This is a genomic window from Streptomyces sp. GLSS-08 (genome assembly GCF_056387915.1).
In genome coordinates, this window is sequence record NZ_JBWJAQ010000015.1 from 148,083 (window position 1) to 163,258 (window position 15,176).

Here is a 15,176-nt window from a genome sequence, read left to right on the forward strand (position 1 = left end):
CCGAGACCCCGGCGCTCCTGTCCAAGAGCCTCGACCGGGCCGCGTTCGCGGTCGGCATGGTGGCGTTCAACCGCTTCGCGGCGACGGTCTATCCGTCCGTCCGCGTCAACATGACCTTCGCCGCCACCGCCCAGATCACCGGCATCGAGGGGCTGATGAAGCGGTGGCGCACGCTGATCGGTGAGCAGGCGTGGAGCGACCTGTACGTCACGGTGCTGTCGATCTGGACGACGTCCGAACTGAACCAGGCGTCCATCATCATCCGCCGCACCATGAACCAGGCGAAGGCGGCGACCCACCTGATCGACCTGCCCACCGTGGAGAGCCCTCGGACCCGGTCGCCGTGGCCCTGGACAACCTGGCGCGCATCGTCCAGGACAACGTCGCCGCCGAGATGGTCTTCAACACCGACCTCAAGGTCGCCGACGCCCTCAAGGGCAGGGAGGACCTGCTGTCGGACGAGATCCTCCAGCAGATCGGCGGAACGGCACCCTCAGCCAGGACCGCCGCCCTCGGCGCGGCGGCGGCCGGCACCTGCCCGATCACCGGGCACACCGCAGCGGTGTGATCACGGGGCGTCCCCGCCCCCGGCTCCCGGGCCGGGGGCGGGGACGCTTCGCAGGTCCGCGTGGAGCAGGTGGTGGTCGGAGTACGGGGTGGGATGCACGCGGTGCCCGAGCGGCTCGAGGCCGCGCAGGAAGACGTAGTCGAACGTGCTCTGCCAGTCGGTCGTCGGCCGGCAGGCACCGGCGGACGAGGGACGGCACTGGGGGTCCGTGTCCGCGGCCAGTGCCCACATCCCGGCCAGTTCGGGGGCGTTCGGCACGGCGTTGAAGTCGCCGAGGACGATCGCGCGGTCGTACCGGGCTACGGCTGCGGCGAGTACGGCGGTCTGGGCTGCCCGCACCGTCTCCTGGCGTCGCTCGGCGAGGTGGGTGTTGAAGACCCGGACGGGCCGGCCGCCCACGGTGGTGGTGACGGCCATGTACCCGCGGTCCTCGGAGCCGCCGTCGGGGTATTCGACACTGACGGCGCCGGTCATCGGGGCCGCCGACAGAACCGCCTGGCCGAAGGCTCCCGGGCTCCACAACGCTCCCCCGCAGCGTCCCCAGTTGCGGAGCACCGTCCCGTACTCGACGTGGTAGACCAGCCCGTACCGGCTCTCCAGATGGTCCCGGATCCTCTCGACGTCACGCACGCACGCTTCCTGCAGGCCGATGACCTGGGGCGCGTACGTGGCGATCTCCGCCGCCCGGTCGGCGTTGTCCGCCCCGCAGGGGTTGCAGATGTTCCACGTCATGACCCGGTTCGGTACGACGTCCGCGGCGGCGTCCAGGGGCAGTGGTCCGGCGAAGGGGACCCCGCTCGGGGTGCTGGGGCCCAGGAGCACCGTGCAGGCCACGGCCAGGGCGCCCGCGAGCAACCGCGTGCGCCTACCGAGCACCCTCGCCTCCCCGCAGTGGACTGGCGTCTTGACGCACCAGGGTAGGGGACGGCGTCGTCAGCGGCACGGCCCGACGACGCCTGCTGGGCCCTTCCGCACGGCGACGCAGACCACGCCCGGGGGCGTGCGCGTGAGCAACGACGAGTACGGCCCACCGTGGCTGGACGCAAAGCTTCGCCCAGTACGCCACGCCCGCTTCTACGGCTCCTGCGCCCTGGCCGACCTGGAGCGCACCCTGGGCGCCGGCACCATGGCACGGCTTTCTCCGGCGGTACGCCCAGGACCACTGGTACGGCGTCTCCACCACCGCCGGCTGTCGGCGCGGGCCGGGCCGTATCAGGGGTCCGGGGCCGGGCTCACCTCTGCTTGAGGGGGGTGTTCCGTACCCTTGCGGCATGCGGATGCGTCCCACTCTGAGCTGGACCCCCACCGGGGACCTGCCGCCGGGCACCACGGATCTGGAACCGGTCGCCCGGGCGCTGGGCGCCGGCGGTGTGCTGGTGCTCAGCGGGGCGGGCCTGTCCACGGAGTCGGGCATCCCCGACTACCGGGGCGAGGGCGGGAGCCTGAGCCGGCACACCCCGATGACCTATCAGGACTTCACGGCCGGTGCCGCGGCCCGGCGCCGGTACTGGGCGCGCAGCCACCTCGGCTGGCGCACCTTCGGCCGCGCCCGCCCCAACGCCGGGCACCGGGCCGTGGCCGCGTTCGCGCGGCACGGCCTGCTCACCGGTGTGATCACCCAGAACGTCGACGGCCTGCACCAGGCCGCGGGCAGTGAGAGCGTCGTGGAACTCCACGGAAGCCTGGAGCGGGTCGTCTGCCTGTCCTGCGGCGCCCTGAGCCCGCGCCGCGCACTGGCCCGGCGCCTGGAGGAGGCCAACGCGGGCTTCGCGCCGGTTGCCGCCGGAATCAACCCGGACGGGGACGCCGACCTCACCGACGAGCAGGTCGGGGACTTCCGCGTGGTGCCCTGCACGGTCTGCGGCGGCATCCTCAAACCGGACGTGGTGTTCTTCGGCGAGGCCGTTCCGCCGCAGCGGGTCGAGCACTGCCGCACGCTGGTGCGTGAGGCGGCCTCGCTGCTGGTCCTCGGCTCCTCGCTGACGGTGATGTCCGGGCTGCGGTTCGTCCGCCAGGCGGCCGGGGACGGAAAGCCGGTACTGATCATCAACCGGGACCCGACCCGGGGCGACCCGCACGCCGTCACCCGCATCGCGCTCCCGCTGGGCGCGGCCCTTGCCGCCCTGGCCGACCGGCTGGGCATCCCCGCAGACGGCGGGGCGGCGGCCGGGGCGAGGTGACGGCCGGGCGCGGTCCCCCGCCCGCGCTTCAGCCGAGCTGCCCGGCCAGGCCGACGACGATGCCCTCGGGGCCGCGGACGCGGCGGAGACGACACCTTTTTCCGTACTGCGCCGGTTCGCCGACGGGTTCGGCGCCATGGGTGCGCAGGCGGGCGTCGACGTCCCCCGGTGCCGTCGACGGCGTACGGAGTGGTCCGGCGGAACCGGGCGGCGGAACGGGACGGGTGTCGTTCAGCGGAACCGGGCGGGCGCGTCGTTCAGCGGATTCCGGCCCGGCGGTCGAGGAATCGCCGCAGGCCGTCGCGCACGCCGTCGGTGGGCACGGTGGCGGCGAAGCAGGCCGCCTCGACGGCGAGTCCCTCGTCGATGGGCAGGTTGACGCCGCGGGTGACCGCGCGCAGGCAGGCCGCCACGGCCGTCGGCGCGTGCCGGACGATCCGCTCGGCCACATCCCTTGCGGTGCAGAGGAGTTCCCCGCCCGGCACGACGGCGTTGACGAGGCCGATCTCCGCGGCCCTGGCGGCCGGGAGCGGGTCGCCGGTCAGGATCATCTCGAGGGCGCGTTTGCGGCCCACGTGCCGCGGCAGCCGCTGGGAGCCGCCGAAGGGAGGCGGGAAGCCGAGGGAGATCTCCGGTTTGGCGAAGGTGGCGTGCTGGGCGGCGATCGCCAGCGGAGCCGCCTCCGTGATCTCGCAACCAGCGCCGTAGGCGAGGCCGTTGACGGCGACGATCACCGGTTTGGGGAATTCCTCGATCCGCCGGGTCAGCGCCTGGCCCCGCCGGACGATCTCGCGGAGGGCGCGCTCGGGCCCGCCGGCGATGCTCCCCGCCAGGGACGCGATGTCCGCGCCGGCGCTGAAGGCCCTGTCCCCCGCGCCGGCCAGGACGACCGCCCGGACGCGGTCGTCGGCGTCGACGCGGTCCAGGCACGCCAGCAACGCGTCGATCGTCGGGTAGTCGAGGGCGTTGAGCTTGTGTTGCCTGTCGATGGTGACCGTGACGACGTGCTCGTCCCGGTCGATGTGGATGGTCATGGCGTCCGCTCCGTTCCGTCTGGGCTGGGACGCGACCGACGCTAGGAGCCGTAATCTGTGACGGTCCACTCATTGTCCTGGATACAGACGGGTACGGTGTCCGGTGCGGCCGGCGTCCTACAAGGCGATCGTCGACGAGTTCGCCGCGCACATCAGGTCCGGCGCGCTGCAGGCGGGCGCCCGCCTGCCGACGCACCGCACGCTCGCCCGCGAACGGCGGATCGCCCTGGCCACGGCCACCCGGGTCTACGCCGAACTCGCCGCCATGGGCCTGGTGGTGGGGGAACCGGGCCGCGGGACGTTCGTGCGGGTGCGGCCCGCCTACGACGGCCTCGAACCCTCGCGTGTCCTGCCGGTGCCGCGGGTCGCGGACCTGTCGTTCAACCAGCCGCAGGACGAGGGCCAGGCCGCCCGGCTGCGGCAGGCGCTGCGGGAGCTCTCCGTCTCGGGGGAGGCCGGGGCGCTGCTCCGCCAGGACCCGCCGGGCGGGCGGCTGCACGAGCGGGCTGTCGTGGCCACGTACCTGCTGGGCCGGGGGATCGACACGGCGCCGGCGAACGTCCTGCTCACCAACGGCGCCCAGCAGGGCCTCGATTGCGTGCTGCGCTCCTTGACCGTGCCCGGTGACGTCATCGCGGTCGACGCGCTCAGCTACCCCGGCATCAAGCTGCTCGCCGCCGCCCACGGGCTCGACATGGTGCCGGTCCCGGTCACGGCGTCGGGGCCCGACCTCGCCGCGCTCGATGGCCTGTGCCGCACGCGGCCCGTCCGCGTGATCTATGCGATGCCGACCCTGCACAACCCGCTCGGCTGGGTCCTGGACGAGGAGCAGCGGGAGCGTCTTGTCACCCTGGCCCGTGCACACGACTGCGTGATCCTGGAGGACGGCACCTACGCCTTCCTGGAAGCGTCAGCGCCTCCTCCTCTTCAGGCCCTCGCCCCCGAACGCACCTGCTACGTCGCCGGACTGTCCAAGAACGTGGCTGCCGGTCTGCGGTTCGGCTTCGCCGTCCTGCCCGGCCCCCACGTGGCGGCCGTCACCAGGAGCCTGCGCGTGGCGGCCTGGGGCGCTCCGGGACTCATGACCGCGCTCGCCACCGGCTGGCTGGCCGACGGCAGCGTCGCCCGCTGGGAAGAGGACCGCCGGGGTGACGCGGCCGCCCGGCAGGGCATCGCCCGCGCCGCGCTCGCCGGGATGCCACTGACGGCGCATCCCGTCTCCTACCTGGTCTGGCTCGCTCTGGAGGCGCACCAGCGCCCGGACCACGTCGCGGCGCTGCTCGCCCGGGCGGGCATCCTCGTGTCCACCGCGGACGCCTTCGCCACCGGCGCCCACCGTCCGCGGGCACTGCGACTGGCGCTCGCCACGCCGCCCAGGGGTGAGCTGGGGACCGTGCTGCGGCGCCTGCGGGACGTGCTCGACGCGATCCCGCCGTGACGGGCTGTCAACCGCCCTGCTCGGCCCGGCTTGTCCGCCAGTGCCGGGCCCGTCCGGGGTGCGGAGGCCGCCTCGCCGCCCTTCCGGATCGGCGGCCGGCAGGACCGCAACACGATGGAGACGTTTGTTCGGGCGCGGACGGTGCAGACGGTGTGCTGACACAGTCTTTACACGATCAGACGGAGAAACAGCATGGGCATCATCGCGTGGATCATCATCGGCCTGCTCGCCGGCGCCATCGCCAAGGCCCTGATGCCGGGCAAGGACCCGGGCGGCATCATCATCACGATGCTCATCGGCATCGCCGGCGGCCTGCTCGGCGGCTGGCTCGGCAAGGTCGTCTTCGGTGTCGACTCCGTCGACGGGTTCTTCGAACTCTCCACCTGGATCGCCGCGATCATCGGCTCCGTCATCCTGCTCTTCATCTACCGTCTCGTCACCCGTAACCGGCACCGTCACGCGTAACGCGTAACGCGCCAGGCGGCAACACCCCGACACACGCGGACGGCTCCCTCCCCTGCTCGCAGGGCGGGAGCCGTCCGCGTGTGCGTTCCGTACCGGCGGCCCGTACCGGCGGTCGGAGCCGGTGGCGATCCCGGTGAAGGTCCGGGCTGTTGTGTGCCACGACTTCACGCGGCACCACTCCAGCGCCGTCCTGCCGCTCGCGGTGGAGGGGCGGCTGTTCGGCGCCCGGCGTCGCCTCGCGCCGGTATCAGGGCCGGTGGCCTGCGACGTCTTCGTCCGGGTCGTCGGCGAGCAGCACCGCGGCGACCGCGATCCGCCCGATTCCTGAGCCGTGACCGTTTCCGCGCAGCATCTCCCCCACCGTCAGCGCCGGCTTCCCAGCACCCAAACACCCACCCTGCAAGGTGACTTGCGTCACACGGCAGGGATGTGCGGTGCCCGTTCGCGTGCGGGAGCGGCCGCACCGCGTCTCGTACGCCGCGTTATTCGATGCGCGCGGCCGGCGCTCATCCTCGATCCGCCTTCGAATTCGGGCGGCATGATGCTGCCGGGCACGAGCCGAGGGCGAAGAGCGGTCCGCCGGGCCGCCCGGGCGAGGGGGGCTGCCCGCGCTGCCCCCGGCGCGGGTGAAGCGGCGGACGGAGAGCGGTCTCAATTTTCGTTTAACGGGCCGCCGGCATCCACTTCCCACCGCATTCCAGCAAATCGAAGTACACACAGGAGCGGGTCCAGAAAATGGGGATCCTGGTGCACATGAGAGTCCGTCAAAGGCCCATTGCCTTCCGGTGGATCGGCGGCAACACTGGTCTTTGCACGGAGTCGATGCCGCATTCCCGTATCCCTGGGAAAGGCGTCGGCGCGTGGGAAAGTGAGGTGAAGTCAGATGGGCATGAAGGTGACGATGACCACCCGCTGTTCGGTCTCCGTGCACTGGCAGCACGTGCGGGTGGTCATCATCGTCATCGTCCTCGTGTTCCTGAGTGTGATGACTCATGGGCACGGTGACACGACGCTGCTCGACGCGCTGTTGCCGCGCGTCTGAGGGATGGTCCGATCCCTCCGGGGGGCGGTTGCCGGGTGACCGGTGACCGCCCCTTTCGCTTTGTCAGGTTAGCGCACAGGGCCCGGTCACTGAAGGGGAATCCGCTCGAATTCTCCGCGGCGCTCTTGGAACTATCCGGTAGTGAGCGCTCCGGAGCGTCAGGCGTGTGCGAATTGAACAGCGTGCGGCGGGAAGGGGCCACCAGCGGCGGCCCGTTACCGGTTCCGGTCGCGCAATGCGTGATCACACGGAAAGGACGCGACGGAATTCGGCGTTGCCGTACTCGTCGGGCGACGTGACGGGGACTCCCTGCGCCTCCACCCAGGCGTGGAAGCGGTAGGGATCGTCCGCCGTGCCGAGGCACCACACCGCGCGCCGGCCGGTGAGCGCCAGGACCGCGAGGGTGGCGAGCGAGAGTTCCAGGCACGCGGCCCGCCCGGGATACAGCTGGGCGGCGCGCCGGACCGCGGCGAGCGAGGCGGCCGCCTGGATCGGCGTCGCCTCTCGCCGGCACCAGGCGCGTGCGGTCCAGGTCACCGTGCGCAGGACGGCGCGCAACGGCAGCCGGATCAGCAGGAGAGCCCCGAGGAGGCCGAGCAGGCCGAGGGTCACCGCCACCACGCCGCGGACGGTGCGGGCGTCGTCCGCCCGCACCGGGGAGGCGGCCATGGTCATCTGCGCTGCCGGCAGCGGGGCTTCGGCCTTGGGCGGGCCCGGGACGGCGGCCGTCCCGTGATCGGGTGCTGGGGGCCGCGCCGGCGCGGGAGCCGCGGGTAGGGCGGGAGCCGGGGGCGCTGCGGGAACCGGGTTCGCCGGGTTCGCCTGTGCACGGATCCCCGCCGCGGGGGTTGTCGTCGCCGGGGCTCCGGCAGCCAGGAGGCCGCGGCTGATCAGGTCGTCGGCGAGCCGGCGGGCGTCACCGCGGAGCCGGTCGTGGTGCAGGTTGGGGTAGCGGCGGGTCAGGAGGAGGACCGCGGAGTCGAAGTTCCCGCTGCGGCTCCATTCCCGCCACAGCGTCCGGGCGATCGGGTTCATCGCGAAGCAGTGGCCGGAGCGCACGTCCAGCAGGACGCTGCCGCCATGGGGCGAGGTGCTCTCGCGGACGTGCTCGGAGGCGCGCAGCTGCGTCATCGCCGCTCCTCCGCGCTGTCGCGGGCCGTCAGCCACATGTCCGCTGCGAGGAGACGGTTGAGCGCCGGGAACGGTACCGGGAGTCCCGCGACCGCGCGGTCCAGTGAGGCGATCACCCGCGACGGTTCGATGATGCCGAGGTCGGCCAACGGCGACCGGGCGAGCCGTGCTCTGATGTCGGCCGCAGAGCGGCGGGCGCCCCGGTAGTTCTCGGCCGCGTAGTCGCCCTTGGTCCTGCGCCGCAGCACAGGCTGAGGGACCAGTCCGGTCAGCGCGGCTGCCAGCAGCGGCTTGGCGGTGTACGGGTCGGTGCGGCGCGGCAGCGGGAGGCGGGTGCAGGCCCGGACGACGTCGCTGTCCAGGAAGGGGGCATGCGGCCAGATCCCGAACGCGCGGGCTGTAGCGGTCAACTGGGCCTGTACGGCTGCGGAGTTGCGCAGCTCGCACAGGATGGCCCGGGTGCCTGGTGTCGCGGGTGCGGGCGCGCGGCCGGCCGCGTGGGCGCACTCCTGTGCCCGTTCGGCCAGGTCGCGGCGGGCGCCGGTGGTCAGCCAGGCCGTCTCGGGTCCCGGGGCGGGCCACCAGGCGACCGCGTCCGCCCACTGCGGCGGGTGGTGCGGGGGGTGTTCCAGCAGCATGGCCAGTTCACTCAGTGCCTTGTGCACGGGTGTGCGCGTCAGGCGCAGGGCCCGCACGACCAGGCTCGCCGGGGAGAGCTGGCGCATCCGGGCCAGCGCACGCGCGTCGTGGACGAGCCGGCGCGCTCCGGCGGTGGCTGCGACGTCGGCGAGGTAGGAGGGCGGTGCCGCCAGCAGGGCGTCGCCGCCCTCTCCGGTCAGGTGGATGCCGGGGCCACCGCGCGCGATGTGCTCGAGTCGCAGCCGCAGGCGGGCGCCGATCACCGCCGCCGGGTCGGGCTGGTCCGTGGGGCACTGCGTGTGCATGCCGCTGTAGGGCAGTGCGGCCTCGGTGCCCCGGGTGACGGCCAGCCGGATCGCGGGGGTCTGCTCGACGTAGGCCAGGGCGTGTTCGAGGTCGCCCGCCGGCGCGTCGGGGTGATGGTAGACGAAGGCGTCCAGGGGCCGGCCGGTCGTGCGGGCGGCAAGGAAGGCCAGCGAGGTGGAGTCCAGTCCGCCACTGAGGTCCGAGGTGATCCGCGGGGCACTGCCGGTGCGCAGTGTCACCGCGCGGGTCAGCGATGACCGCAGGCGGGCCGCGCTCTCCTCGAACCCCGCGGCGGGGTGGGGGCCGAGGTCCTCGTACGTCCAGTGGGTGAGAGTGCCGCAGGGTCCGATCCTCAGGGCCTGGCCGCCGCCGAGGCGGCGGACACCGGCGAACGCCGTTCGTCCTTCGGTGAGTTCGGGTACGGCGGGGCAGAAGATCTGCGCGGTGAGTGCCGCCGTATCGGCGTGGGCGGCTGTTCCCGACAGCATCGCCGCGGTCCTTGCCCGGGTGGACAGGGCTGTGCTGTGGCCGTGCTGCGCGTAGTAGAGGGGAAACTGGCCCGCCGGGTCGGCGTACGCGCTGAGGTGGCCGTCGTCCTGGATCACTATGAGCAGGTAGGCGCCCGGCCACCGGGTCAGCCTCTCCCAGCGGCCGTCCCGCGCCGCGCCGCGCAGGTCCTGAACGATCGTCGGCTCGTCCGCGAGGCACTGGCCGACCGCGACCAGTCGTGCGTGCGCGCACTGGGCGGTGCGCACCTCGCCGGGGTGCCAGGGGCCCCAGGACCACAGGCGGCGTTCGCCGGGCCACACTCCGGTGGCCCAGCCCGGTGGCGGGGGCGGTGTCGGTGAGAGGAGTCCGGCGAGGGTGGGGCCGTGGGGAGGAGGGAGGGCGGAAGGTGGGCAGTGGAGGTCCGGGGATGCGGCGGGTGCCGCAGGACGGGGCATGACAGCTGTCCGCGGTATCAGTAGTAGTACTGGGCGTTGGCGTCGGCACTGCCACTGGGGGAACTGCCCAGGGTCACTTCGCGGACGTGGCCGAGGTCGACCAGCATCGGCGGCTCGTAGGCCGCCGGTTCATCCGGGGACGGCTCCGCGCCGGGCCTTGCCGCTTGTCGCTGGTATCCGGAATCCTCGTGCGGGGATACGGCAATAGGCTCGTAGGTCATGGGGCCGCCTCGGGTCTGGGGCATCGACTGCCCCGGAAAAAGGGTCGGAACGAAAAGACGCGTGCGCCCGCGATTCGGGCAGCGCCGGGCCCCAAAGTGTAGCCATTTCCCCGCCGCGCCCGGTGCCGAACCGGTCCGCCGGCTCCAGTGCGCCGACCTGGCAGTTCGTATCTTTCGCGCCCGGCGGACGGAGGACTTCCCGTTCCTGCTGTCGGGTCCGCGAGCCCTGCGCGGACTCATTCGACGCATGCCACTCACTCATTCGAAGAGGCGCGGCGGTGAATCGGAGACCATTGCCGTCATATCGAAGCAGTGACGGTGCGTGGAGGGAGCCGGACTGTCGAGCGTCCCCAAAGGCCGTCCCTTCGCGGGCCTCTCAGGCACTGCCCGCGTCCTCCTTGCCCCGGAGTCCCAGGACGAGGGCACCCTGCGCTTCGGCCTGGGTGTCCAGTTCGCTGAGGGCGAGGGTGAAGTCGGAGCTTTCGGCGACGGCACCGGGCAGCGCGAAACGCCGCAGTGACTCGTTGCAGCCCTCCAGCAGGAGCGGGCACTGGGCGAGCTGACCGCCGATGACGACGAGGTCGGGGTTGAGCAGGTTGCACAGCTGGGCCAGGGAGTGGCCAAGGCGTCTCCCGGCGTCGTGGATCACCCGCATGCAGACCGCGTCCTGCCCGTTGGCGGAACCGATGACCTGCTCCAGTGTCTCCGGTGCGGGCGCGCTGTTGCGGGCGCGCGCGGCGCGGACCTGCGCGATCAGCGCATCGGCGCCGATCACCGTCTCCAGGCAGCCGCGTCCGCCGCACTGGCAGACCGCGCCGTCCGGGTCCACGGTGAGGTGCCCCAGCTCCCCGGCCATGCCGCCGTGGCCGCGCAGCACGTTGTTGTGCACGATGATCCCGGCGCCGACACCCGTCGACGCCTTCACGTAGACCACTGTTTCGGCGTTCTCGCGTGTGCCGTACGTCTGTTCCGCCAGGGCTCCGAGGTTGGCGTCGTTGTCGATGAAGCCGCGCACGCCCAGCCACGAGCCCAGGTCCTTCGCCGGGTCGTCGCCCGTTCGCCAGGGAGGCAGGATCGGCGGGGTGAAGTCGCCGGTGCGCGGGTGGATCATCCGGGGGACGGCGATGCCGAGGGAGAACACGTCGGACCGCTGTCGTCCCGTTCCCTCGATCGCTTCGTCGATCATCTGCCTGACCTCGGGGAGAGCCCGGTGCCAGCCCCGGCTGACGCCTTCCGAGCTGACCCGCGAGGTCACCTGGTCGAATTCCTTGTCGAGTCTGCGGGCGACCACGGTCGTGTGGTTGAACCCGAGGTGCACTCCCACGCCGACGTCGTTCACGGGCGACAGGCAGACCTTGCCGCGTTCCTTGAGGCCGGGCACGAGTCCGGCCGTCACGAGTTCGCGGACCGAGGCCGACACCGTGGCCTGCGAGAGCAGGGTGCGGTGCGCGATGTCGGCCTGGGTGCCGGACTTGATCGCCACGGCGAGCAGTACTTTCCTGCGGTTGGCCGCCCGGGTGGGTCCGGCCGCCGGAAGCCGGCCTAAAAGATCACGCGCGTCCGCCATTGGTCCCCCAGCCCTGGTATCCGCACTCGATTTTTTTATGATCGAAACGGAAATAATACCAGTCGGACCTTCAATTCGAACCGGCTTCGGCTTCGAATAATGGGGGGATCAGTGGGGCTGCCGGGGCGCCCGGACAGGCGAATTCGATCTGCCCGGCGGCCAGAACTTGGCTGAAATTGTCGAGATGGAGTCGATAAGTTGGGCATTTTTGCGTTGCGTGCTCATCCATCGATCACTGTTGACCGGGGTGGGCTCGCCGGGAGCGGTCGCGTCAGCGAACGACGTCAAAGACGTTCTTCTGGAGGCCGTTGGCGTACGCCTCGTGTTCGACGAGCTTCAGCTTCTGGGTGTCCTTGTCCGCGGTGCTGAACAGGCGCTTGCCCGCGCCGAGCAGCAGCGGGAAGACCAGCAGGTGGTAGCGGTCGATGAGGCCGGCGTCGGAGAGGCTCCGGTTCAGGGCGGCGCTGCCGTGCACGATGATCGGGCCGCCCTCGGTCTCCTTCAGCGCGGCGACCTCGTCGAGCGAGCGCAGGATCGTGGTCTCGCCCCAGTTCGTCACCAGGTTCTCCTCGGCGAGGGTGGTGGAGACGACGTACTTCGGCATCACCTTGTAGTCGGCGAAGTCCTCCATGCCGGGCCACACCGGGCTGAACGCCTCGTAGCTGACCCGGCCCATCATCATCGCCGCGGCTTCCTGCTGCTCCCGGCCCTTGATCTCGAACGCCTCGGGAAGGAACTCCATGTCCTTGAAGGTCCACCCGGCGTTCCGGTAACCGGGCTCGCCGCCCGGCGCCTCCACGACGCCGTCGAGGGAGATGAAGGCGGTGCTGATCAGGGTACGCATGTGAAGTTTCCTCAATGTCTCGCGTCGCTGGTTCCCGGCAGGTCCGGAAGGCGCGCTTCTGCCGCGTACACGGCTGCCGCGTACCCACCATGATCCATGACCGTGGCCGGGGGAGAAACTCATCGGTCGCGGCCGGGGCTGTTGATGGCGGCCCCGCCCACCACCAAGGTCCGCCCAGAACGTCGTCTCTGTGTGCGTCAACCGACCTCTGCGCGGAGCAGGGTGCCGGATACTTGCGGGATGGAGGGATCACGGGCTTCCTGGACCAACACCACCCATGACTGGGCCGGCGTCGCCGCGCTCAGCGAGTGGCTGATTCACACCAACCGCCGTCGCAACGGGGCGTGGACCCAGCGCTATGAGCACGGTGTTCCAGTGACAGGCCTGAATCCTCTCCAGGCCGACGGGACCACCGGGACGGCCGTCCGCTTTCTTCCCGCCAAGTCCCTCTGTCCGCTGGGGGACTTGACCGCCGATGATCTGACGCGGTGGACCGCGCACTGGCCCAACCTGGAGGTTCGCATCGACGGCTCGTGACCGGCCGGCTGCCGTGGCATCGGCAGAGAGCTCGCGCGCGCGGGCCTCCTGGGCCCGAGCGCGGGGCCGGGAGAGGGCGCGGCACCCGGTCAGGGGTGGCGGCTTGCCAGGACGCAGAACTCGTTGTTCTCCGGGTCGGCGAGCGTGACCCAGCTTTCGTCGCCGCTCTGGCCGACGTCGGCGTGGCGGGCTCCCAGGCCGAGCAGGCGGCGGACCTCTTCGTCCTGTTCCCTGTCGGTGGGGTTGACGTCGATGTGGAGCCTGTTCTTGACGGTCTTGCCCTCGGGCACGCGCGCGAACGTCAGCGTCGGCGGCACCGGGCCCGGGCGGTTCCTGCCTTCCGGCACCGCCGGGGAGGCGATGGTGACGAGCCCGTCCTCTTCGTCCTGCACCTCGTAGCCGAGGACCGAGCACCAGAACCGGGCCAGGGCGCGGGGATCGGCGCAGTCGATCGCCAGCTCGGTGAACTTGCTGGTCATGTCAGGACCTCCCGTCACACAGCGGGTCCGCCCGGCGGATCGCCGTCGGCATGACGTGGAGCCTATCGGCGGTGGATCACCCGATCCATCACCTTCCCCGGCCCGCACGGCAGTTGGCCGGCGGGCGGCCGGGGCGCTGTCCGGTGGCGCCCCGGCCGGTTCCGGCCTCGTCCGGTGCGGTTCCGGGGTCAGGGGGCCGTTTCGGTCCAGGTGACCGGCAGTTCGTGGACGCCGTAGATGTTCATGTTGGTCCTGAGCTTCACTTCGCCTGCGGGGACGGCGAGTTCGAGGGTCGGGAAGCGGCGCAGCAGTCCCGCGAAGCCGGCGCGCATCTCGAGGCGGCCCAGTTGCGCGCCGAGGCACTGGTGGATGCCGTGGCCGAAGGTCAGGTGGCCGCGGGCCTTGCGGTGGATGTCCAGGGTGTCGGGGTTGTCGAAGTGCGCGGGGTCGTGGTTGGCGGCCAGCAGGGAGACGACGACGGTGGAGCCCTGCTCGATCGTCTCGCCGCCGAGTTCGATGTCCTGTGTGGCGTAGCGGTAGAAGATGTCGGCGACGGAGAGGTAGCGCATGAGTTCTTCGACGGCGTCGGGGATCAGGTCGGGGTTCGCGCGCAGTTCGGCCGCCTGCCCGGGGTGCTCCAGGAGCGCGAAGGCGCCCAGGCCCAGCATGTTGGCGGTGGTCTCGTGGCCCGCGAGCAGCAGCAGGAAGGCGATGCCGGTCAGTTCCTCGATGGTGAGGTCCTCACGGGCGGCCAGGTCGGACAGGATGTCCTGGCCGGGGGCGGCGCGTTTGCCGGTGACCAGTTCGCCGAGGTAGGTGGTCAGGCCGGTGTAGGCGGCGATCTTCTTCTCGAAGTCCACGTCCTTCTCCATGAACGTGGCGGTGTTGGTCTGGAAGCTGTGCCGGTCCTCGTAGGGGACACCGAGCAGTTCGCAGATCACCAGCAGGGGCACCGGCAGCGCGAACTCCTTGACCAGGTCGACCGGCGGGGTCAGGCGCGTCATCTCCTCCAGTTGCCGTTCGGCGATGTCGGTGATGCGGTCTTCGAGTTCCTTCAGGCGTTTGACGGTGAAGGCGCCGGTGAGCATGCGCCGCAGCCGGGTGTGGTCCGGCGGGTCCATGCTGATGAACAGGCCCGGCACCTGGGGGGAGGGTTCGGTGACGGCGGGCATGCCGGGGACCTCGTACGGGATGTGGAGGGGGCCGATGTCCTGGCGGGAGCTGAAGCGGGTGTCGGCCAGGAGCCGGCGGGCCGCGTCGTAGCCGGTGACCAGCCAGCCCTTGTGGCCGTCGGGGAAGACCATGGGGCTGACGGGGCGCTCCTCGCGCAGCCGGGTGATGTCGCGGGGCGGATCGAAGGGGCCCGCGTCGCGCTCCATGGGCAGGCTGTGGGGGGTGGAGGGCGTCTGGGTCATCGGCTTTCCTCTCGTGGGGGCCTCGGTCGCCGGCGGGGCGGATCTGCGGCGGCCTCGGCAGCGACCCCGGCCGCGCCGCACAGATGGCCCGGCCCGGCCGCCGGGCCCGGGGCTGCGCGTAGGTGCTCGCCGGCCGGTGGGCCGGGGTGTGGGCCGTTTGGGCTGGGGTGGTCAGGCGGCGTCGAGGGCTTGGGTGATCTTGTGGGTCATGGCGGTCTGGGCGGGGGAGGGCTGGTTCCTGTGGGCCTGGGTGGAGGCGTCGACGGCGACCAGGACGGTGCTGCGGAAGTTGTCGGCTTCTTCGGGTGCCTGCTTCTTCAGCAGCTGTACGGCGGCGGTCAGGGCGGGCAGGACGCGGTCGGCGAG

17 protein-coding genes and 1 pseudogene are annotated in these 15,176 nt (G+C 71.7%); 7 read left to right on the plus strand and 11 right to left on the minus strand.

From position 1 onward, the window contains the following. Positions 1 to 88: 88 nt before the first annotated feature. Positions 89 to 316 carry a hypothetical protein gene (locus AC0ZLC_RS25440; protein ID WP_476754300.1) on the minus strand — a complete coding sequence of 76 codons (228 nt, stop codon included), beginning with the start codon at positions 314 to 316 and terminating at the stop codon, positions 89 to 91. A gap of 27 nt (positions 317 to 343) precedes the next feature. Here AC0ZLC_RS25440 and AC0ZLC_RS25445 point away from each other — a divergent pair, with 27 nt between their 5' ends. Then, positions 344 to 568 carry a hypothetical protein gene (locus AC0ZLC_RS25445; RefSeq protein ID WP_476754301.1) on the plus strand — a complete coding sequence of 75 codons (225 nt, stop codon included), beginning with the start codon at positions 344 to 346 and terminating at the stop codon, positions 566 to 568. On the opposite strand, the gene AC0ZLC_RS25450 is transcribed toward AC0ZLC_RS25445, so the two are convergent. Further along, positions 569 to 1,444 (minus strand): endonuclease/exonuclease/phosphatase family protein, encoded by an 876-nt coding sequence (locus tag AC0ZLC_RS25450; protein ID WP_476754283.1) that lies wholly within the window; start codon positions 1,442 to 1,444, stop codon positions 569 to 571. 395 nt (positions 1,445 to 1,839) lie between these two features. Here AC0ZLC_RS25450 and AC0ZLC_RS25455 point away from each other — a divergent pair, with 395 nt between their 5' ends. Beyond that, a complete protein-coding gene (locus AC0ZLC_RS25455) occupies positions 1,840 to 2,748 on the plus strand; it encodes an NAD-dependent protein deacetylase (protein ID WP_476754284.1) in 909 nt (302 codons plus the stop codon). A gap of 257 nt (positions 2,749 to 3,005) precedes the next feature. Here AC0ZLC_RS25455 and AC0ZLC_RS25460 read toward each other — a convergent pair whose 3' ends face one another. Next, positions 3,006 to 3,782, minus strand: a complete 777-nt coding sequence (locus AC0ZLC_RS25460; protein WP_476754285.1) for an enoyl-CoA hydratase-related protein — start codon at positions 3,780 to 3,782, stop codon at positions 3,006 to 3,008. Positions 3,783 to 3,885: 103 nt separating this feature from the next. Between AC0ZLC_RS25460 and AC0ZLC_RS25465 the strand changes: the two genes are divergently transcribed. From AC0ZLC_RS25465 to AC0ZLC_RS25480, 4 genes are all read left to right on the plus strand, one after another. Continuing rightward, positions 3,886 to 5,220 (plus strand): aminotransferase-like domain-containing protein, encoded by a 1,335-nt coding sequence (locus AC0ZLC_RS25465; protein WP_476754286.1) that lies wholly within the window; start codon positions 3,886 to 3,888, stop codon positions 5,218 to 5,220. A 192-nt stretch (positions 5,221 to 5,412) separates the two neighbouring features. Next, the gene (locus AC0ZLC_RS25470; protein ID WP_476754287.1) at positions 5,413 to 5,685 is read left to right on the plus strand and encodes a GlsB/YeaQ/YmgE family stress response membrane protein; all 273 of its coding nucleotides are present in this window, start codon (positions 5,413 to 5,415) and stop codon (positions 5,683 to 5,685) included. A gap of 121 nt (positions 5,686 to 5,806) precedes the next feature. Next, positions 5,807 to 6,013 carry a hypothetical protein gene (locus AC0ZLC_RS25475; RefSeq protein ID WP_476754288.1) on the plus strand — a complete coding sequence of 69 codons (207 nt, stop codon included), beginning with the start codon at positions 5,807 to 5,809 and terminating at the stop codon, positions 6,011 to 6,013. Between the two features lie 555 nt (positions 6,014 to 6,568). Then, complete coding sequence (locus tag AC0ZLC_RS25480; protein WP_476754289.1) at positions 6,569 to 6,727, plus strand: hypothetical protein; 159 nt, start codon at positions 6,569 to 6,571, stop codon at positions 6,725 to 6,727. Positions 6,728 to 6,970: 243 nt separating this feature from the next. Here the strand turns inward: AC0ZLC_RS25480 and AC0ZLC_RS25485 are convergent, their stop codons facing one another. The 5 genes from AC0ZLC_RS25485 to AC0ZLC_RS25505 form a co-directional block, all read right to left on the minus strand. Further along, the gene (locus AC0ZLC_RS25485) at positions 6,971 to 7,858 is read right to left on the minus strand and encodes a lasso peptide biosynthesis B2 protein (RefSeq protein WP_476754290.1); all 888 of its coding nucleotides are present in this window, start codon (positions 7,856 to 7,858) and stop codon (positions 6,971 to 6,973) included. Further along, positions 7,855 to 9,747 carry an albusnodin/ikarugamycin family macrolactam cyclase gene (locus tag AC0ZLC_RS25490; RefSeq protein ID WP_476754291.1) on the minus strand — a complete coding sequence of 631 codons (1,893 nt, stop codon included), beginning with the start codon at positions 9,745 to 9,747 and terminating at the stop codon, positions 7,855 to 7,857. Before AC0ZLC_RS25490 ends, AC0ZLC_RS25485 begins: the two co-directional genes overlap by 4 nt. Before the next feature lie 17 nt (positions 9,748 to 9,764). Further along, complete coding sequence (locus AC0ZLC_RS25495; protein ID WP_476754292.1) at positions 9,765 to 9,968, minus strand: lasso RiPP family leader peptide-containing protein; 204 nt, start codon at positions 9,966 to 9,968, stop codon at positions 9,765 to 9,767. 376 nt (positions 9,969 to 10,344) lie between these two features. Further along, positions 10,345 to 11,535 (minus strand): ROK family transcriptional regulator, encoded by a 1,191-nt coding sequence (locus tag AC0ZLC_RS25500; protein WP_476754293.1) that lies wholly within the window; start codon positions 11,533 to 11,535, stop codon positions 10,345 to 10,347. 271 nt (positions 11,536 to 11,806) lie between these two features. Continuing rightward, entirely contained in the window at positions 11,807 to 12,379 is a 573-nt protein-coding gene (locus tag AC0ZLC_RS25505) for a dihydrofolate reductase family protein (RefSeq protein ID WP_476754294.1), read from the minus strand. A gap of 240 nt (positions 12,380 to 12,619) precedes the next feature. On the opposite strand from AC0ZLC_RS25505, the gene AC0ZLC_RS25510 reads away from it, so the two are divergent. After that, positions 12,620 to 12,916 (plus strand): hypothetical protein, encoded by a 297-nt coding sequence (locus AC0ZLC_RS25510; protein WP_476754295.1) that lies wholly within the window; start codon positions 12,620 to 12,622, stop codon positions 12,914 to 12,916. Between the two features lie 89 nt (positions 12,917 to 13,005). Here AC0ZLC_RS25510 and AC0ZLC_RS25515 read toward each other — a convergent pair whose 3' ends face one another. The 3 genes and pseudogenes from AC0ZLC_RS25515 to AC0ZLC_RS25525 all read right to left on the minus strand — a co-directional run. Beyond that, complete coding sequence (locus tag AC0ZLC_RS25515; RefSeq protein ID WP_476754296.1) at positions 13,006 to 13,395, minus strand: VOC family protein; 390 nt, start codon at positions 13,393 to 13,395, stop codon at positions 13,006 to 13,008. Between the two features lie 188 nt (positions 13,396 to 13,583). Then, entirely contained in the window at positions 13,584 to 14,810 is a 1,227-nt protein-coding gene (locus tag AC0ZLC_RS25520; RefSeq protein ID WP_476754297.1) for a cytochrome P450, read from the minus strand. A gap of 171 nt (positions 14,811 to 14,981) precedes the next feature. Then, positions 14,982 to 15,176 (minus strand): annotated as a pseudogene (locus tag AC0ZLC_RS25525) (hypothetical protein); the annotation flags it as partial.